17 protein-coding genes, 2 tRNA genes, 1 pseudogene and 1 riboswitch are annotated in these 18,259 nt (G+C 44.7%); of the genes and pseudogenes, 17 read left to right on the top strand and 3 right to left on the bottom strand.

Features of this window, described 5'->3' with window-relative positions:
• A pseudogene (locus G344_RS11715) lies at window positions 1-222 on the top strand (IS256 family transposase); the annotation flags it as partial.
• Window positions 223-277: 55 nt separating this feature from the next.
• Here the strand turns inward: G344_RS11715 and G344_RS0105885 are convergent.
• Window positions 278-1,102 (bottom strand): MetQ/NlpA family ABC transporter substrate-binding protein, encoded by an 825-nt coding sequence (locus tag G344_RS0105885; RefSeq protein WP_028255400.1) that lies wholly within the window; start codon window positions 1,100-1,102, stop codon window positions 278-280.
• 67 nt (window positions 1,103-1,169) lie between these two features.
• Window positions 1,170-1,261, bottom strand: a riboswitch (SAM riboswitch).
• A gap of 233 nt (window positions 1,262-1,494) precedes the next feature.
• Between G344_RS0105885 and G344_RS0105880 the strand changes: the two genes are divergently transcribed.
• The 8 genes from G344_RS0105880 (at window position 1,495) to gndA (ending at window position 9,049) form a co-directional block, all read left to right on the top strand.
• Window positions 1,495-2,025, top strand: coding sequence for an SHOCT domain-containing protein (locus G344_RS0105880; protein WP_028255399.1), 531 nt, complete (start codon window positions 1,495-1,497; stop codon window positions 2,023-2,025).
• Between the two features lie 62 nt (window positions 2,026-2,087).
• A tRNA-Lys gene (locus G344_RS0105875) sits at window positions 2,088-2,163 on the top strand.
• A gap of 192 nt (window positions 2,164-2,355) precedes the next feature.
• Window positions 2,356-2,598, top strand: coding sequence for a hypothetical protein (locus tag G344_RS0105870; RefSeq protein WP_028255398.1), 243 nt, complete (start codon window positions 2,356-2,358; stop codon window positions 2,596-2,598).
• A gap of 264 nt (window positions 2,599-2,862) precedes the next feature.
• A complete protein-coding gene (locus tag G344_RS12280) occupies window positions 2,863-2,940 on the top strand; it encodes a putative holin-like toxin (RefSeq protein ID WP_353934434.1) in 78 nt (25 codons plus the stop codon).
• Between the two features lie 511 nt (window positions 2,941-3,451).
• Window positions 3,452-4,951: a threonine synthase gene (gene thrC, locus G344_RS0105865; protein ID WP_028255397.1), complete on the top strand. Its 1,500-nt coding sequence runs from the start codon at window positions 3,452-3,454 to the stop codon at window positions 4,949-4,951.
• Window positions 4,951-5,814: a DMT family transporter gene (locus tag G344_RS0105860; RefSeq protein WP_038155080.1), complete on the top strand. Its 864-nt coding sequence runs from the start codon at window positions 4,951-4,953 to the stop codon at window positions 5,812-5,814. Before thrC ends, G344_RS0105860 begins: the two co-directional genes overlap by 1 nt.
• Window positions 5,815-5,895: 81 nt before the next feature.
• Window positions 5,896-7,650, top strand: coding sequence for an ATP-dependent nuclease (locus G344_RS0105855; RefSeq protein ID WP_028255395.1), 1,755 nt, complete (start codon window positions 5,896-5,898; stop codon window positions 7,648-7,650).
• Complete coding sequence (gene gndA / locus G344_RS0105850) at window positions 7,631-9,049, top strand: NADP-dependent phosphogluconate dehydrogenase (RefSeq protein WP_211219557.1); 1,419 nt, start codon at window positions 7,631-7,633, stop codon at window positions 9,047-9,049. The genes G344_RS0105855 and gndA overlap by 20 nt, the downstream gene beginning before the upstream one ends.
• Window positions 9,050-9,180: 131 nt before the next feature.
• On the opposite strand, the gene G344_RS0105845 is transcribed toward gndA, so the two are convergent.
• Entirely contained in the window at window positions 9,181-10,080 is a 900-nt protein-coding gene (locus G344_RS0105845; protein ID WP_028255393.1) for a 1,4-dihydroxy-2-naphthoate polyprenyltransferase, read from the bottom strand.
• 269 nt (window positions 10,081-10,349) lie between these two features.
• On the opposite strand from G344_RS0105845, the gene G344_RS0105840 reads away from it, so the two are divergent.
• Both G344_RS0105840 and G344_RS0105835 read left to right on the top strand, forming a co-directional pair.
• Entirely contained in the window at window positions 10,350-11,582 is a 1,233-nt protein-coding gene (locus G344_RS0105840) for a hypothetical protein (RefSeq protein WP_028255392.1), read from the top strand.
• Window positions 11,583-11,612: 30 nt separating this feature from the next.
• Window positions 11,613-12,497 carry a hypothetical protein gene (locus G344_RS0105835; RefSeq protein ID WP_028255391.1) on the top strand — a complete coding sequence of 295 codons (885 nt, stop codon included), beginning with the start codon at window positions 11,613-11,615 and terminating at the stop codon, window positions 12,495-12,497.
• Here the strand turns inward: G344_RS0105835 and G344_RS10810 are convergent.
• The gene (locus G344_RS10810) at window positions 12,463-13,041 is read right to left on the bottom strand and encodes a methylated-DNA--[protein]-cysteine S-methyltransferase (RefSeq protein WP_051245794.1); all 579 of its coding nucleotides are present in this window, start codon (window positions 13,039-13,041) and stop codon (window positions 12,463-12,465) included. The two genes, G344_RS0105835 and G344_RS10810, sit on opposite strands and share 35 nt — an antisense overlap.
• A gap of 228 nt (window positions 13,042-13,269) precedes the next feature.
• Here G344_RS10810 and G344_RS0105825 point away from each other — a divergent pair, with 228 nt between their 5' ends.
• From G344_RS0105825 to G344_RS0105805, 6 genes are all read left to right on the top strand, one after another.
• The gene (locus G344_RS0105825) at window positions 13,270-13,641 is read left to right on the top strand and encodes a RidA family protein (RefSeq protein ID WP_028255390.1); all 372 of its coding nucleotides are present in this window, start codon (window positions 13,270-13,272) and stop codon (window positions 13,639-13,641) included.
• Window positions 13,642-13,676: 35 nt separating this feature from the next.
• Window positions 13,677-14,174, top strand: a complete 498-nt coding sequence (gene tadA / locus G344_RS11710; protein ID WP_071838099.1) for a tRNA adenosine(34) deaminase TadA — start codon at window positions 13,677-13,679, stop codon at window positions 14,172-14,174.
• Window positions 14,128-14,219: transfer RNA gene (locus G344_RS0105820), tRNA-Ser, on the top strand. Before tadA ends, G344_RS0105820 begins: the two co-directional genes overlap by 47 nt.
• Before the next feature lie 224 nt (window positions 14,220-14,443).
• Entirely contained in the window at window positions 14,444-15,070 is a 627-nt protein-coding gene (locus G344_RS0105815; protein WP_028255389.1) for a trimeric intracellular cation channel family protein, read from the top strand.
• A gap of 217 nt (window positions 15,071-15,287) precedes the next feature.
• Window positions 15,288-17,006 carry a DUF4127 family protein gene (locus G344_RS10805; RefSeq protein WP_038155089.1) on the top strand — a complete coding sequence of 573 codons (1,719 nt, stop codon included), beginning with the start codon at window positions 15,288-15,290 and terminating at the stop codon, window positions 17,004-17,006.
• A gap of 11 nt (window positions 17,007-17,017) precedes the next feature.
• Window positions 17,018-18,121 (top strand): acyltransferase, encoded by a 1,104-nt coding sequence (locus G344_RS0105805; RefSeq protein WP_028255388.1) that lies wholly within the window; start codon window positions 17,018-17,020, stop codon window positions 18,119-18,121.
• Window positions 18,122-18,259 lie beyond the last annotated feature (138 nt).

Genomic DNA, 18,259 nt, shown 5'->3' with positions numbered 1-18,259 from the left:
CGATTAAAAGCGGTCTATTGGTGGTGCTATATGCATTCGCCAAGACCGCTTTCTCTTTCAGAACTATTAAACGATATGCCTACAGATGAAAGTATATCTGCTATTTATAAGAAAATAACTTGGAACAACAACCGTGTGAACAATACCATACCTAAATGGGGTGACGCAATTGCCTGGAATGAATTGCATATGTCCACGGAACTTCCCACGTATTGGGATTAATTGGAGTTATCCACACACACTTTTTGTCCTATAACCCGAATTTACCGGTAAGACCTTAGAAGGCCGGTAAAATAGCACCTTTGTATTTGTCTTCGATGAATTTCTTTACTTCCGGAGACTGGAGTGCAGCCATTAATTTTTTAATTTCCGGACGATCTTGGTCACCGCTGCGTACAGCTACGATATTAGCGTACGGGGAATCTTTATCTTCCAAGGCAAGTGCATCTTTCAACGGATTAAGGTTGGCTTCCAATGCAAAGTTGGTGTTGATAACAGCAACCGTTACATCATCAAGACTACGCGGCAATTGTGCAGCTTCCAATTCTACAAACTGAAGATTTTTCTTGTTGTCTACTACATCTTCTTTAGTAGCCGTAATATTTTTGGGATCCTTTAAGGAAATGAGGCCGGCTTTTTGCAAGAGAAGAAGTGCGCGACCACCGTTAGTAGGATCATTAGGAATGGCTACTTTAGCACCGTCCGGCAACTCTTTCAAGTCTTTGATCTTAGACGAGTATACGCCCATCGGTTCAACGTGAACGGAACCGGCAGATGCTAAGTTTTCATTGTGTTCTTTGGCAAATTTTTCCATGTACGGTACATGCTGGAAGAAGTTGGCATCCAGCTCTTTATCGTTAAGCGCCATATTCGGTTTTACATAATCAGTAAATTCAATTACTTTTAAGTTGATGCCTTCTTTAGCAAGAATTGGTTTTACTTGCTCTAAAATTTCAGCATGGGGCACCGGAGATGCTCCGATAGTTAAGGTTACTTGTTTCTGATCGCCACCGGCTGATGCGGTTTTGTCGCTGCCACAACCGGATAATAATAGGGCCCCACCAAGTACAACCGTGGCGGCTAAAGCAAATAATTTTTTCATGGGAATCCTCCTTCTTTCTCATAAAAAAAGCGATGACTGCGTACGCCGAGTCATCGTTGTATGTACAAGTTTATCTCTCGGTCTACACCGCAGGAATTAGCACCATCGAATGGTTGCCGGATTTCATAGGGCCAGTCCCTCCATCGCTCTCGATAAAAAATATGTTGTTGTCCTATGGACAGTAGTATATCGTGAAAGTTAAGGTTTGTAAAGAGGCAAATGAGAGAGAGTTACAACATCTAAAAAAGAATATGATATAATTAAGAAAAGTAACAAGAGGGAAAGTCGTTGTAAAGCAATTAAAATCGGGAAAACGATGAGCCGTTGGAAGCGGTAAGATAGACGTAGTTTGCGGAAGCAATGCATATGCGGATATAGGCTAGGAGGTATGTATGGGATTCTTTGACTTTTTTAAATCATCAAAGGCAGCTGATGCAGAAACATATTCACCGGGAAGTCGCATTGACGGGATAACATTAATTTTTACACCTTCTACCGGCACTATTGAATATCAAGGGCGGTATGGTATGCGCGGTTCGTTTCAAAATCGAGATGTACGAACGGTAGAATATAAGGCAGTAAGTAATACGCACGGAGTGCTGCTCATACAAGGGAATGAGGGGACTTTGTTTACAACGGATGTGTTGCGTCGCGGTGTTTGTGACAATGCGAAAACTTGGATAGACGCACGATTGCCGGGAACAGAAGACATCGCATTAAAAGCAAATGTAGCAACTGAGATAGATGGGCAGCAAGGCGAATCGGCAACGGTACACTCAGCGTCATTAACGTCTGCTGCATCAGTGGCTGATGGGGAAGACGTATATGAAGAGTTAAAAAAATTAAAGGAGCTCTATGATCTTCAGATTCTAACCGAAGAGGAGTTTGAAGCGAAAAAAGCGGTACTATTAAAAAGAATTTGAAAAAGTTTAAATTAGGTCTTTACAAGACAGGGCATTTCCGTATATAATAGTCGATGTCATGAGGACCACTAGCTCAGCTGGCAGAGCACCTGACTCTTAATCAGGGTGTCCAGGGTTCGAACCCCTGGTGGTCCACCACTTTGATAGATAAGCGAATTTCTTAGGAGATTCGCTTTTTTTTTATTTGTTGCTTGGTATATCTAAAAAAATTACTATTTATTGCAAGAAGTGCGAAAAGGAGATAGAATTTAAAGAGAATAGTTATGTGCACGTTTTTATAGAAAATACAATCGGAATAAGCTTAATGTAGTTCTTCTAGGAGGATGGAAATTGATAGTGTCGGCAAAATTGATAAAGAATCAATTGAATAAAGCTTGGTACGTTTTCGGTTTCAACGACACAAAAGATGGCATCTTTTGTGTCGACTTTGATAATGTCAATGAATCTACTATAGAAAAATCAAGCAAAAGTGTATCAGATGTGTGGGCCCTAAGAGCTATAAGCCGTGTAATTATTGAAAAAAATAAAAATAAAGAGCTTCCAATTACATTTACATATTGTAACGGAGGATGATAAAATGCATTAGCCGCCTTTTGAGTAGGCGGTTTTTTCATACCCATTTTTAGGAGGTGATGCAATGACGATGTATATTAGCTATGATGATGCGGTGACACAGATAGGCAATATCTCATCCTGGAAAAGTTGCTAGATACGTTAGCACGGTTTACTGCGGGGAAAATAGAAAAAAACCGCTCAAGGCGGTATGCGGTACAATAAGTATAACGAGATACAAAAGCGTAGCGTGCTTGTCCTTCGTATGAAGGGCGGTGGTAAGTGATGAGAATATATGAAGTGCTATCTCTCATGATAGCATTTGGTATTTTAGTTGCTACCATTATCATGGCGGCAAGATAATCATCTTAGCGGCATGAAAAAAGGCCGCATTCAGTAGGACGCGACCGTTTCTTCAATTAGAATTTACTTTGAGGGACGAGCTCGCGCCTTGCAGAACGCTTTAGTATCTCGTCTTTGTTTATATTATGTAACACGCAATGTGTTTTGTCAAATTTTACAGGCACCCGAGAGGGTGCATTTTATGGTGATGCAGATATATAATGCGTAATTGAAAGAACTAACGGTAACTGCAGTATAAAAAGTAATTTGAGTGCTAACGGATATAAGAAGTAGTAGATCACTAATTAACCTCATAGACATTATGAAAGATGTACCTAGGGACGACTGGCGCAAGCTATGTATTTTAGATATAATGAAATAGATATCACACGACTATACTAAAACAGGTTAGACTGATGTGAAGGCAGGACGTATTTTTACTAGACACAGGCGATGTCAACTTATATAGGGTGTGATAAAACTATGGGATATCGTTACAGGCGATAGGTATGAGAGAAAAAGGAGTTAGTTTATGAATTACACAAGCACGCGCAGTGATAAAAAGGTGCGCGAAACGTATGCGTTATTAAACGGGTTGGCCGCCGATGGCGGTTTATATGTGCCGGCTTCTTTCCCTCGGTGCAGTATTACATATAAGGATATTGCAGGAAAAAGCTATCAGGAAATTGCGGCGATTGTATTGAGTAAATTCTTTACGGATTTTACAGAAGCAGAATTGAAAGATATGATTAATGCCGCTTACAATACAAAGAATTTCAGTACAGATGACATTGCTCCGCTTCATTCCTTGTTGGAACGCGTATCGGTACTGGAGCTCTTCCACGGACGCACGCAGGCCTTTAAAGATATGGCGTTATCGTTGTTTCCGTATTTGTTGACCGCAGCTAAGGAGAAAGAAGGAGAAACAAAAGAGGTTCTCATCTTGACAGCTACGTCCGGCGATACGGGAAAGGCAGCTTTGGAAGGCTTTAAGGATGTACCGGGCACACATATTCAAGTATTTTATCCGACGGACGGCGTAAGTCCCATGCAGCAGGAGCAGATGCAAAAGCAAACCGGGGACAATGTGAATGTCACTGCTATTCGGGGAAATTTTGATGATGCACAACAATTTTTGAAACGACTCTTTGTCAATGAAGAGGTGAATCAAGCGGTAGCAGATAAAGGCGTAATGTTTTCCAGTGCAAACTCCATCAATATCGGTCGTCTGGCACCGCAGGTAGTATATTATGTAGCAGCCTATGAGGAATTGGTTGGGCAGGGAGCTATTCATGAAGATGAAGCGTTCAATATCATTGTGCCTACCGGTAACTTTGGTAATATTTTGGCGGCCTATTACGCTAAAATGATGGGGGTACCTATCGGTCATTTGATTTGTGCATCCAACAGGAATAATGTTTTGACCGAATTCTTCGAAACTGGTACATATAATTGCAAACGCCCGTTCTTTACGACGCTGTCACCATCCATGGACATTGTGGAAAGCTCAAATTTTGAACGCTTTTTATACTATGTGTGCGGAGAAAATCCGGTGCGCATTAAGGCTGAAATGGAAGGCCTTAAGAAATCCGGTAAACTCAGTGTAACGACAGAAGAATTAAGCCGTATTCAACGGGAATTTACTGGCGCGTATGTTAATGATGAAGAAACAAAAGCAGTGATTGAACAGGTCTATAATTCCTATGGATATGTTATGGATCCGCATACAGCAGTTGCCATGGGAGCGTATATGAAATTACTGGCCAAGCGTCCGGAACTGGGTGCCTGTCATACGGTTATTGCCGCGACAGCCCATCCGTTCAAATTTCCGTCGGCGCTTTGTGAAGCATTGGATATTCGGGAAGGAGGTACACCTTACGAAAGCCTGGAACACATTTCAGCGGTGACCGGCGTAGCGTTCCCGAAACAGTTAGCCGCTTTGCAGGATACGCCGATTCGGTTCGATCGCACTATTGATAAGGAAGAAATGCGTAAAGAAATCTTGGCTTTCGTAGATGCATTTACGAAATAATGAAAAAAGCGTTTTTCTTTGCTATTACATCGGCACTGGCGTTCAGTGTGATGAATTTATTTGTTAAGATGTTAGGGCAGGGCATGCCTGCTTCGGAAATTACATTTTTCCGCGGTCTTATCGGTACGGCAGCGGTGCTTATTTATATGGGAGTCAAGCGTATTTCCTTTTCATCAAAGGACCGCGGGCTTCTTATGTGGCGCGGCATTTTCGGAGGGGTAGGCACATTATTGAATTTTATTGCCCTTGCCTATATGAATATGGCAGATGCATCGATTTTGTTTCAGTTGTCCGGTATTTTCGTGTTCATCTTTAGTACATTGGTGTTGAAGGAAGCCTTGCCGAAGGGATCTGTAAAATGGCTGTTAGCTATTTTTTGCGCCGTTACGGCTATGATTCATCCGTGGTCAATGTCAACGTTTAATTGGTACTCCCTATATGCTATTGGCGGGGCTGCTTTTTCGGCGGCTGCGTATACGACAATTCGTAAAATCAGTATCCAAGGTGGACATGGAACCTATGAAATCATGTTTTATTTCCTGTTTACCACTATGTTGGTAGGGGGCATTCTGATGGGGCCTAACTTTGTGGTGCCTGATATGCGACAGTCGGGCATTATCATTATTATCGGAGCAATTTCGGTATTTGCCCAGTTCTTTTTAACCGGTGCCTTTGTAGCTACGAATGCCGTAGTAGCTCAGTTTATGCAATACATCGGGGTGTTTTTTAATTCTTTTTGGGGCTTTCTCATCTTTGATGAAACATTATCTTGGATTACTGTTGCCGGCGGGATTATTATGTTTACGTCATCCGTTATGTTGGCGCGCTTAAAGGAGCGTCATGCCACGGGACGGCAATCATAGAGTGAACGTGTTTTCATAGAGGGGGAACATGCATTACGATTTTACTACGACTTAATACTACTACAGAGATTAGGTGACACTATGTTTTTACAATGGATTCGCGTTGAAAACTACCGCAACCTGCAAGAGGTAACGGTGCAATTTCATAAGCAGTATAATTATTTTGTCGGTGAAAATGCCATCGGTAAATCTAATCTGTTGGATTTATTGTCAATTTTGGCCAATACGAAGGGATTTGATGAAAAGGATTTTTTTGAAATCCATAAGCCTATCCGTATAACGATGGAAATCGAATTGGAAGAAGCGGAGCAGGGCACCTATTGGGATGAAGACGACAGAACGGTGAATACGATCACGTTGGTTGCCGAACAACTCTTACAGGAGGTGTATCCGCGACTGTATCGACAGACGGATACAAAGCGTCGGCCTCTGCCCTTAGCATTGTTCCGCAAAATTTGCTATGTGTCCCATCGTGATACGTCGATTGCGTCATTGTATGAAATTCGGCAGTCTACCCTGGCGGGATTGGAAAAGCAGTTACATCAATTTTTAAGTCCCAAGGGACTGCCTGATTCTGCAGAAAAAGGCTGTCAATGGTTAGTCGGCGAATCCATATCTCTATCCGTTTTGACGGCACCGGTAGATTTATGTCGTGGATATGTGCCGGCAGGTATTTCTTTGATGGAACGATTATTGACGATGCTGGCGTATCATGAGCGCATGTCCGATTGTGGGTATACGCCGGATACGGAGCAACTGTTGTTGGTTGTGCAATTAAAGATGTTGGCATATTTATATGAACGCAGTCAAAGTATGGCCGCTAATTTGCGCGAATCACTGGTGTATGTATCCGGTGATCGGTGTTACTTGCCGCTGTTGGTCAGTGTGGATGAACCGGAAATTCGCCTGAACCCATATTTACAGCGTGCCGTGCTTAGTTGCTACCGCAAACTACTGTCTAACGAGAGCAGTTCCTTTTCGTCTCTTTTGAAGGGACTTTTCGGCATTGATGGTTTGCGGGGACAGCTTTTTATTGTTACCCATGCCACGGATGCTCTGATTGATGATTACCGCAATATCATTCGTTTTTATCGGGATACAAACGGTCATATCGCTACCGCCTGCGGTGCCAGTTTTTTCTTTCCCCGAGAACTGGAAAAACATTTGATTATGCATTTTCCGGAGGCTAAAGAAGCCTTGTATGCGCGGGCAATTATCTTGGTGGAAGGGGAAACGGAATACGGCAGCTTTCGTGGTTTTGGCGAACATATCGGAGTTGATTTTGATTACTATGGGATTTGTTTGATTAATGCGCGCGGTGAGTCGTCCATCAGTAAACTGGCTAAGCTGTTCCGAAGGTTTTCCATCCCTACGGTAGTGCTGTATGATCAAGATGTGTCCGAGAAGTATAGTCGCAATTCTAAGAATATTTTTTTTACGGACACGCTATGCTTTGAATCAGAAATTGTAACTCACTTGCTAGGGCGCAAACGGCGTGATATATTAGATAAGATTGTAGCGGATTTGGTGGAGGACGGTCACGGTACGGTGACGCGGGATATGCTCAAGCGAGGGCTGGCAAAACTGTCAGTGCAGCGTACGCAAATATCACCGCGGCGTCTATCACATATATCCGACAGACAATATAAAGATTTAAAGGAGTATTACTTTTCCTGGTTTTACAGTAACAAAGGTGTCATCGTAGGACGACGCATCGCCTATCATTTGACGGACGAACTGATACCACCGGTATTTAAAGCCGTGATTTGTCGAGCGCGCGACTTGGCGTTACACCATGAACAAAAGGAGGATTCACATGACAGAGATGAAATATGAATTCGGGTTGGTCGGCTTAGCTGTTATGGGGCAAAATTTAGCGCGTAACATTGCTCGCCACGGTTTTTCCATCGCCGTATACAACCGCACCCCGCAAAAGACGAAGGATTTTGTGGCGAATTACGGTGATGAAGGTACTATCGGAGGCGCTATGACTCCGGAAGAATTGGTACATATGCTGGCTAAGCCGCGTAAGATTATGTTCCTCGTGAAGGCGGGTCAGCCGGTAGACGACATGATTCAGGCCTTTTTGCCGTACTTGGAACCGGGCGATACTTTGATTGATGGTGGTAACTCGTACTTTGCCGACACTCGTCGACGTTGTAAAGAACTGGAAGCTAAAGGTTTCCGTTACCTCGGTGTTGGTGTATCCGGCGGTGAAGAAGGTGCCTTGAACGGACCAAGTCTTATGCCGGGTGGCACCCGTGCATCTTATGAAGAGTTAGCTCCGATATTTACGGCCATAGCGGCACAGGTTGCCGATGGACCGTGCTGCAGTTATGTCGGTGATGACGGTGCCGGTCATTATGTAAAGATGGTTCACAACGGTATTGAATACGGCGATATGCAGCTTATTTCCGAAGCCTACTTCATGATGAAGGAATTGTTGGGCATGAGCGATGATGAAATCGGCGATGTATTTGAAGAATGGAATAAAGGCATTCTCGATTCCTATTTGATTGAAATTACCGCTAAGATTTTGCATGTCAAAGATAAGGACAGCGGAAAGCCTTTAGTAGAATGCATTCTTGATAAGGCAGGACAAAAAGGTACAGGTAAATGGACAAGCCAAGAAGGTCTTGATTTGGGTGTGCCGATTCCGACAATTGCAGAAGCTGTATTTGCTCGCGGCATGTCGGCGTACAAAGAGGAACGTGTAGAAGCGGCTAAGGTATTGCGCGGTCCTAGCGCTACCTTTGATGGTGACAAGAAGGCACTTATCGAAGCGATTCACTCCGCTTTGTATGCATCGAAGATTTGCTCCTACGCACAGGGATTTGCTCTTATCAAAGCAGCGGCTCATGAATATGGTTGGACGATTAACTTTGGAGATATGGCTCTTTTATGGCGTGGCGGCTGTATTATTCGTGCAGTATTCTTGGAGGATATCAAGCGTGCCTTTACTAATAACCCCGATTTGGCAAACCTGCTCTTAGATCCATTCTTTAAAGAGGCTATTGAAACGCATCAGGACAACTGGCGCGAAGCGGTTATTGCTGCCAAACGATACGGCATTCCAACACCGGCTTTCTCGTCGTCCTTGGATTATTACGACAGCTATCGCCGCGGTGTGTTGCCGGCAAATATGATTCAAGCGCAGCGCGACTTTTTCGGTGCCCATACCTATCAGCGCGTGGATAAGGAAGGCACCTTCCACACGGAATGGGAACAGCAATAAGAATAGTAGTAAGAACAGCAATAAATAGTATACTTAATAATGTATAATAAAATCCCCGGTATTCGACTTGGTTTTCTTTGAAAGATGCGAAGTCGGATATCGGGGCTTTATATTTGTGAATTATTAGATTGTTAGTGGCCGATGAGAAGACCTGCCGCGAAGAGAATATGATATACAGTAGTACCCATAGCAGAAAATTTCATGGCCGCATCCATGTTGATGGAGTCGGCATACCGATCGAGAATACGCACGGCGCGCATAGCCGGAACAGTATATACGACCGCTGCTAGCGACCACCAAGAGATGAGTCCGGCAAAAGCAAACCCTACGAGCCAAGCATTGCAAAAGGCAAATAGAATGGCCAAAAGCTGAATACCGGCAGACTTGCCGATACAAATGACCAAGGTACGACGGCCGTGCGCTTTATCATTATTGAAATCACGTAGATTATTAGTCATCATGATAGTACCGATGAGAATTGTAGAAGGAACAGCAGGAATTAGTAAATCCCAGGTCAATGCATCGGTCCAGACAAAGGCAGTAATCATCACGATGGCAAACCCCATAGCTAAACCAGAGGCCACTTCGCCAAAGGGCGTGCGGGATAATGGTTTAGGACCGCCGGAGTAAAGTAGGCTTACTAAGATGCAGAGTATGCCGGCAGGGATAAACCACCAGGTTACCAAGGCGGATAGGAAAAACCCTAAGCACAAGGGGAAAATCGTAAAGGATACAGCGAGCCGTTTAATCTGTGAAGGTGCAATGCCTTCGCGGACAATGGAGCCACTGTTGCCGATAGCCTGATTTAAATCAAGGCCGGACTTAAAATCGAAATACTCGTTCCACATATTGGCCGCCATTTGTGCGGATATTACACAAGCTAATACCATAAGCGTATAGGCTAAGCATACAGCGATGGGGTGTGCCGGGGTATGACTGGCATAGGCATACGCAGCTCCCAGTACTACCGGGCTAAAGGCTGCCGTCAGCGTACGGGGACGGACGAGTCGAATAAACTGAGGGAAGGTCATAATGATAATCTCCTTTGTATCATGTTTGTATCATGAAGGATTCATTTTACATCAATATACTGTAATATAAAGTGGGTGCTGTATAACTGCACCGAGAACGTTAGTACTTGCTACTCATTGTAATTGAGCAATTCGATTATCATTGTAACTTACTTTCAGAGAAAAGTAAAATCTAAGCCTGTCATAGTAGAACTACATACGAGGCGGATTTTACAGTATACTAAGAGTGATTGATGCGGGTAATGTTATAAGGGTTAAGGAGGGATAGTATGAAACAATTACATACATCAACCGTGATGAAGAGACGCAATCTGTGGTCGTGTAAAAGTAAAAAAATAGCACTGGCTGTAACGGCAGCTGCGATTGTATCCATGGGCGGACATCTATATGCGGCAGATGCGACGGGAATACAGACGGGCAGCCAAGATATATCAACACCGGTTACAAAGACGGTATCACCGAACATTACTACCTCCGGCGTGAGCCTGACGACGATTGACGGTCAGGTACTTCCCTTACCGAAGGGAATGACGGTGACTACGGTCAGCTATGATGCGGCGGATAAGAAAACGCTTCAAAATATGCAGACCACGGTGCCTCCGTTACCCGGCGATGTACCGGTAAAACTAAAAAAGTTGCTCAATGAATTGGCTAAGGTACAATCCAAGACACAGTATCATCAGCTGCGTGGCGAAGATAAGGCTGGTTTGCACACAGCCTTTGTAGTGGAAGACCTTACAGACGGAAACATTATGCCGCTCATGGATATGGCCAAGGAAGTTGTTGATGATAGCATGACGGATGCACAAAAGGGGATTGCTACATTGACAACGACCTTGGAAAAGGAACGGGAAAGTGCTGCTTCGCCATCGTCAGTCGCCGGTGCATCTACAAAAGAGACGACACATAAACTCACTGCCGAAGACTATAGTCGATTTATACAGCGTGTAAAAGGGTTGGAACAGTATGTAACTACCTTGCGTGGTGACTTGGATGCGTTATGGAAATTACAGCCGGCATACCCGCAACAATATAGTCCGTTTGGCTATTACTTAGCGCATAAGGATTACTTAAATGACAAGGAAAGTCCTAAGACGGTGGATGATGCATATAAAGCGTATCAAGTATTAGATACGGGACGCAATGCATTGGTGTATTTAGGTGAATGGTACGTCGATGAACGTGATCGCGGTACTATAGGCGAACCGATGAAGGAGGGAGAACGCCGTGCAGCACAGGCGGGTCTTGACCTTTTGAAAAATATGCATTGGCATCAATATGATATTAATTTTGGTGCACCGGTACAGACTGAACTGGGCAAAGGGTTTCTATCTACCCAACGAGGAGCATTGGATGTAGATGGCTTCGTATTTCCGTTGGGATTACTTACATTGGAACGCTATGAGAAAAATGGTATTACCTCAATGAGCGTTCTTACCAACGACTCGGATTATGAGTATTGGCAACAACAGATGAACGAATTATGGCAAGTGAAACAATAAAGACTGAATAATTTTGAAAGGATGATTGAGATGCGTATACAATGGAAACGATTATTGCTTATCGGGGGTGTAACGACAGCAATCGCTGCACCGGCCGTGTGGGCAGCCGATAACGATTCGGCACGGACGATTGATTTGGGTGCCGTTATGCGTGGCGAGGCTACATCGGTAACGGCGCAGGAACCGGGCTTGAACGTGCTGGCTGAGGAGGGGGTAACAGTGCGTAAGCTCTCTCAGTCAGATATGTCACCCATCATAAAACAAGTTGTTGATGAATATATTGGCAGTGTAGCGGCAGTGCATAATACGGATAAAGAAAAACGGGGCATGCAAATCGCACAGATGATTGCCAATGGCGATATTGATGTATATCAGCTACAGAAAACAAAAAACGATCGCCACTATACGGCATGGATGGTAAAAGCGAGAGTTACACCGGATATGTTAGCCGATGCCATGGCAGGCAAGATGAAGAATTATTTGCCTGAAGGGTTACAACTAGGTGTACTCGGTGGTTCGTTGTATGCATTAGCCGGAACGACAGATAATGACGGTGCATGGCGCTTGCGTCCGGAAGTGGCATCCGTAATTTCACAGCGACTCAGCGAGGCATGGCAAAATAGTGATGAAGCATTGGCTGCTTGGCAGACAATGCAGGCTGTAAAGACAGGTACTAACAGTGATACGACGGTGACGCTGCGAGATCAGGAACCGGTGAAGTTGATGCATGGACAACAATATGATACCTTTGTCACGGGCACACGTGTCCAAGTACATACGAAAGGCATCCTTTTGCCGTACTACGTAGGTGCTGCCGTAGCTGCAGCACCGCAAACACCGATTGCTTACCTCATGATTACACCTGATGCAGAAAGAGATGTTATGTCTCCGTTATTAACGAAGCTGTTGAAATAAGCGGCGGTGATATAACCTGGTTATCGGTTACGGTAAGGTGTTCCAGTTCGAGAAGTCGTATCTTGATATCTAATCCGCCCGTATACCCGGTGAGCGAACCATCATGGCCGATGACGCGATGGCAGGGAATGATGATAGGAATTGGATTGTGACCTACAGCACCGCCTATTGCGCGGGCTGACAAGCCACCGCATTTGTTGCCGTAAACGACTGTGGCTAAATCACCATAGGTTGTTAACCGGCCGTAAGGAATTGTTAAAAGCGCATGCCATACTCTTTTTCGAAAGTCGGTTCCTTCCGGTTGTAAAGGCGGCACGGGACCGGGATCATTTCCCTCTTCATAGGCGTGAAGCCAAGCTTCTGTTTCCTCAAAAATAGGTAAAGTCTTAGAAATATATTGGGCAGCCCCGATAGTATCATATTTTTGTGTGGGCATGGCAAGGCCGATGAGGTGAGTACCGTCGCTGTAAAGCGTGAGCGGTCCCAAGCGAGGCAGTGTTAACGAGTGCGTATAGATGATGCGTTCATTTGATTGGGTGTTCATAAAAGGGCTCCTTCTTATTTACGAATATCTATAATTGTATTCTATCTGAAACACGTAGTAATGCCAACCGATAATGATGGTAACCTATGGAACGGGATTATTAATGATTTTAGCTTATTTATAAATTAATAAAAATGAATATTGCGTTGTATATTTTATAAATTTCGAGTACAATAGACGTATAAATTTATTGTTGTAGGGGAACCTGCGAAAGGAGTTTTGATACGCATGAAAACAGTTCACACAGAACAGGCACCGAAGGCTTTGGGACCATACTCCCAGGCAATTGTAGCGAATGGCTTTGTATTTATTTCCGGTCAGGGGGGCATTGATCCGGCTACCGGCACATTGCAAGAAGGCGTAGAGGCGCAAACCTTGCAGGCTATGAAAAATATCGAAGCTATTTTGAAGGAAGCCGGTACAGACTTCTCCAAGGTTGTAAAGACGACTTGCTTCTTGGCAGACATCAATGACTTTGCCAAATTTAATGCTATTTATGCTGATTACTTTACCAGCAAACCGGCACGTAGCTGCGTAGCTGTTAAAGAATTACCGGCTAACTTCCAAGTAGAAGTCGAAGTTATTGCCGTTGTTGACTAATATGTATTAGTGTCAAAAGAACAACGAGATCGGTAATGACAGATCAAGACTATATGCGTGAAGCGTTGGCGGAGGCCCGCAAGGCCTATGCGATGGGGGAAATTCCTATCGGTGCTGTGCTGGTGCACGAGGGACAGATTATTTCACGTCATCATAATCGACGTGAAATTGACCATGATGCAACGGCACATGCGGAAATGCTAGTCATCCGCGAAGCTTGCGAATTACTTTCACGTTGGCGGTTGACCGGATGCGCGCTTTATGTTACTATAGAGCCGTGTCCGATGTGCGCCGGTGCCATTATCAACAGTCGTCTGGACAAGGTGGTATATGGCAGTAGCGATTACAAGGGCGGTGCCGTTGAGTCTTTATTCAATGTACTGAGCCACCCGGGATTAAATCATGAGCCCGAGGTAGTAGCCGGTGTATTGGCTGATGAATGCAGTCAGATTATGAAAGACTTTTTCAAAGAGCGGCGCGCAGCACGGAGAAGTACCCAAGTGGCTGAAGGGTCCGCACTCGAAATGCGGTAGGTCGGCAAAACCGGCGCGAGGGTTCAAATCCCTCCTTCTCCGCCATTTTCACGGGATCTATAGCGCTTCGTTTGTATTATAACAAATTAGGTTATGATGCAGGCGAAGCGCTTTTTTGTTGTCTACCTGATACGGATATGCTATAGTAAATCGTACAATATGTTATCGAGTAGGTGGAGAGCATATACACAGCGAATCATATGTTATTATAATATGAACGTACGAACCGTTTTGAGAAGTAATTATCTGGATATACTGATGAGGTAACTATGGAATTCTTATGGACTTCGTTTGAAATTGTAGGCACTATTGCCTTTGCTATTTCCGGTGCATTAGTTGGGGTGTCACGACGCATGGATATTTTTGGTATGTTCGTGCTGGCTTTGGCCACGGCTATCGGTGGCGGTATTGTGCGTGATATATTAGTAGGACACTTCCCGCCTAATTCATTGCAGACGGGATTTTACGTACTGCTCACGTTGGCGGTGACAATAGCGGTGTTTATGGTGTATCGCTCGAAACAGGATCATCATATGTCAACGCGTTGGGTGCGCCGTATATATTTAACGGCGGATACGATTGGTCTGGCGTCGTTTACGGTGACGGGCACCAGTGTGGGTGTATATGCATATCCGCAATATCCGATTTTTTGTATGATACTGGGAATTTTAACAGCCGTCGGTGGCGGAATGATTCGTGATGTATTGGCTCAACGTGTGCCGTCGGTGCTTCGGGAAGAAGTGTATGCGTTGCCGGCTATTATCGGCAGTGCCGTTTATTACGTATTTGGTTATGACGGTGCATGGCTATATGCTTCATATGGTTCCTTTATAACCGTGTTTCTTATTCGCACGGCAGCCATTCGTTATGAATGGAGCTTACCGCGTGTTTATTAGTTACATTTTCTTCGTTGTAGATTGTACCTATTGTGGCAATCGGTATATGCAAGGAAGATGCGATGCAATGAGGATACTGTTTTTATAGACAGTATATGATGAGACAGATAGATTTGGATTTTCGCAACTGTTGTGAAAATGGTATAATAATAAAATACTAATAACCAACACGATATAGGTGATAAAGGAGTTGAGATACGTGGGAAGATATCTTTCCATGCTGGCCGGTGTGCTGGCAACGGCCGTCTTGTGGGGAAGCTCGACGGCGCAGGCAGAAACAATATTGTATGTGCCGCAGGATAATCGACCGGTAAGTCTGTCCTATACGGTAGACACGGCACGCGGTGCCGGATATACGGTGATTACTCCGCCGGAGCATTTAATCTCCGGTAGTAATTATCATGGGGAAGCCGATCAGATTTGGTCTTGGGTCGATGAAAATGCAGCACGTGCCGATATTATGGTGCTCAGTACAGATACTTTAATTTACGGTGGTCTTGTTGATTCACGTAAACATGATCTCGCATTGCCGACGTTATTGAATCGCACCAAATCTATCGAATTGTTGCACAAAAAATATCCGCGCGTACCTATTTATGCTTTTGGTACGGTCATGCGTTCGCCTCGTGCCAGCGGCGGTGGGGTAGAACCATCCTATTACGATTCCTATGGGCCGACAATTTTTAGAATTGCTGCGCTACAGGATAAATTAGACTCTGAAGGTCTGAGCGAAGAAGAACAAAAGGATTTATTCAGTTTGCAGGCGACGGTGCCGGTAGAATTTTTACAAGACTGGTTTAATCGCCGTCAAAAGAATATGGCAGTCAATCGTGCGCTTATCGATGCTACGCGCAGCGGTGTGTTCAAATATTTTGCGCTGGGGCATGACGACACCAGCTCGTTGTCGCAGTCGGCCATGGAAAGTCGTTATTTACAGCAGTACAGCAAGGGATTATCCAAACAACAGTATGGTAGTTTCCCCGGAGCAGATCAGCTGGGATTACTTCTTATGGCCAGAGCGTATGTAGATAAACAAGGGACCTCACCATCCTTTGAGGTTATCTATCCCTTAGGCGGTGGCGGTGAAACCTTGCCACATTACGAAGATCAAACGATTGACAAGACGATTGCCGAACATATTGAAGCGGTAGGCGGTACGATGACCGTCAATGGTCGACCGGATATTTTGTTGGCAGTTAATACGCCGCTGGGCAAGGTGACGGGCGAATCGGAAGCCTTTGAAAATTTCCCAATGATTTCTAAGAGCACCAATGCATTCCTGGATCAGGTAGAAACAGCGGTTAATGAAGGTGTGCCGGTCAGTCTTGCGGATATAGCGTACTCCAACGGTTCGGACAATACGCTGGTATATGGTTTGTACAAACGGGGCTTGCTCTACAAACTGGATGCCTATAATGGTTGGAATACGGCGAGCAACACCGTAGGTTATGCGATTGCACAGGGCGTATTAGGTAAGGCTATGTCGTCGCAGGCACATCAAGATATGCTGACACAGCAGTATTTGGATAACTGGGCATATCAGGCGAACATCCGCAAGGATATTTACCGCATGCAAGATTCGATTCGCACGGATAATGTACGTTATACCGGTACGCTTAACGAAAAATTACAGGAATACTTAGTAGAACGTATACAGGATTTTGCAGATAAATATTTAGGCGTTGATCCTCGTCGTGTATCGGCTCGCTTCCCGTGGGGACGCTTGTTCGAAACGGATATCAGTGTGTATGATGAACCGGTTGTGCCGTTACAGAAAGAAATTCGCTTAGCGCGGGAAGCTGCTGAACGTGAACGCATCGCCCGTGAAAAAGCCGAACAGGAAGCGAAAGCCAAAGCAGAAGCAGCGGCTAAAGCGGCACAAAACGGTGAAGCAGCCGGTGTATCCCAAGCCGTACCTGTAACGAAAGAGCAGTAAGGAGGAGTTGTATGAAGCGCCCCTTTTTGCCGGAAATCACCTACATGCGCGGGCTGTGTATGCTCGGCGTCATCACTATCCATGTCGGGTCGATTGCTCTTTTAAATCCGGCGGCCAATCCGCAACTCATCAGTGTGCTGGAAATTTTGTCACGCTTTTCGGTGCCGGCATTTTTCTTCTTGTCGGCATTCGGCTTATTCTACCACACTCCGGTAGATGTACCCTTCTCGTACGGTGCCTTTTTGCGTCGCCGTATACAGGTTGTGCTGTGGCCGTATTTAGCTTGGTCGTTGCTGTATATTATTTACAGTGGCCTTACCATGCATAGCTGGGACGGTTTGCTACCGCGTTATCTACTGCCTACTTTGTTTTTCGGCAATGGTTATTACCATTTATATTTTATGGTTATCTTGCTGTGGTTTTATTTGCTCATGCCTGTGTGGCGCGTTATAGTGCGCGCCATTTTGCCTCATCCAGTGCTATGGCTGTCAGTGATTTTTATTGGGCAAACGGCGTTTAACTTTTACTTTGCCTATTTTGGTGGACACATTGTCTTTGAAAATCCGGCATTGCAGTATGCATACTCTATGCGCCTTAATTACTGGGTGGCTCATTATGTGTGGATTTTCTTGTTGGGAGCGGTATTAGCTGAAAAGTATGAAGTGATTCCCGCGTTGTTTTGGCGATGGCGCGTTGTGTTGACCACGGTGTTCGCCTTGTCGATCATGGCTATGCTGGGCGGGTATTACTACGTTATGAATGAGTGGCACTATACCTTGTTGGAAGCTATTTATACCATTCATCAGCTGAGCCCGATGGGCATGGTGTATACCGGAGCAGGAACGCTTTTCTTCCTCTTTTATTTTCAGGCATCGCCGATTTCGGATACGGCTAGGGCCGTATGGGAGCAGTTAGGAGAGCATTCCTATGGCATTTATTTAATTCATCCCTTTATGCTTATTATAGTTACCGCATGGATGACGAAGATGAACTTTGCTTATACGGTACCGGCAGTTATTGCCCTCTATGTATGTGCGGTGTGTATGTCATATTTAGGCGCTTTGGCGCTAACGGCAACACCGAAATGGCTGCATCGAATTTTACTGGGCCATTGATGATGAAACAGGATGAGGCGGAATATAGCGATGAAAATTTACGTGTCGATTGATGACCGGTGTGTGATATAATGAAAGAAATCTGAATGAAAGAATCATTTATAGAAGAATGACCTTGCGGGATATAACACATGTTTT

It is taken from the genome of Veillonella magna DSM 19857 (assembly GCF_000428745.1).
GTDB classification, from domain to species: Bacteria; Bacillota; Negativicutes; order Veillonellales; family Veillonellaceae; genus Veillonella_A; species Veillonella_A magna.
Note: the sequence above shows the minus strand (reverse complement) of the source record. Positions and strands in the feature narration are given on the sequence as shown.

What these genes read in the sequence shown, in the direction of transcription:
- G344_RS0105885 (WP_028255400.1), bottom strand. Translation starts at nt 1,102, where the DNA reads ATGAAAAAATTATTTGCTTTAGCCGCCACGGTTGTACTTGGTGGGGCC.
- G344_RS0105880 (WP_028255399.1), top strand. Translation starts at nt 1,495, where the DNA reads ATGGGATTCTTTGACTTTTTTAAATCATCAAAGGCAGCTGATGCAGAA.
- G344_RS12280 (WP_353934434.1), top strand. Translation starts at nt 2,863, where the DNA reads ATGAGAATATATGAAGTGCTATCTCTCATGATAGCATTTGGTATTTTA.
- thrC (WP_028255397.1), top strand. Translation starts at nt 3,452, where the DNA reads ATGAATTACACAAGCACGCGCAGTGATAAAAAGGTGCGCGAAACGTAT.
- G344_RS0105860 (WP_038155080.1), top strand. Translation starts at nt 4,951, where the DNA reads ATGAAAAAAGCGTTTTTCTTTGCTATTACATCGGCACTGGCGTTCAGT.
- G344_RS0105855 (WP_028255395.1), top strand. Translation starts at nt 5,896, where the DNA reads ATGTTTTTACAATGGATTCGCGTTGAAAACTACCGCAACCTGCAAGAG.
- gndA (WP_211219557.1), top strand. Translation starts at nt 7,631, where the DNA reads ATGACAGAGATGAAATATGAATTCGGGTTGGTCGGCTTAGCTGTTATG.
- G344_RS0105845 (WP_028255393.1), bottom strand. Translation starts at nt 10,080, where the DNA reads ATGACCTTCCCTCAGTTTATTCGACTCGTCCGTCCCCGTACGCTGACG.
- G344_RS0105840 (WP_028255392.1), top strand. Translation starts at nt 10,350, where the DNA reads ATGAAACAATTACATACATCAACCGTGATGAAGAGACGCAATCTGTGG.
- G344_RS0105835 (WP_028255391.1), top strand. Translation starts at nt 11,613, where the DNA reads ATGCGTATACAATGGAAACGATTATTGCTTATCGGGGGTGTAACGACA.
- G344_RS10810 (WP_051245794.1), bottom strand. Translation starts at nt 13,041, where the DNA reads ATGAACACCCAATCAAATGAACGCATCATCTATACGCACTCGTTAACA.
- G344_RS0105825 (WP_028255390.1), top strand. Translation starts at nt 13,270, where the DNA reads ATGAAAACAGTTCACACAGAACAGGCACCGAAGGCTTTGGGACCATAC.
- tadA (WP_071838099.1), top strand. Translation starts at nt 13,677, where the DNA reads ATGACAGATCAAGACTATATGCGTGAAGCGTTGGCGGAGGCCCGCAAG.
- G344_RS0105815 (WP_028255389.1), top strand. Translation starts at nt 14,444, where the DNA reads ATGGAATTCTTATGGACTTCGTTTGAAATTGTAGGCACTATTGCCTTT.
- G344_RS10805 (WP_038155089.1), top strand. Translation starts at nt 15,288, where the DNA reads ATGCTGGCCGGTGTGCTGGCAACGGCCGTCTTGTGGGGAAGCTCGACG.
- G344_RS0105805 (WP_028255388.1), top strand. Translation starts at nt 17,018, where the DNA reads ATGAAGCGCCCCTTTTTGCCGGAAATCACCTACATGCGCGGGCTGTGT.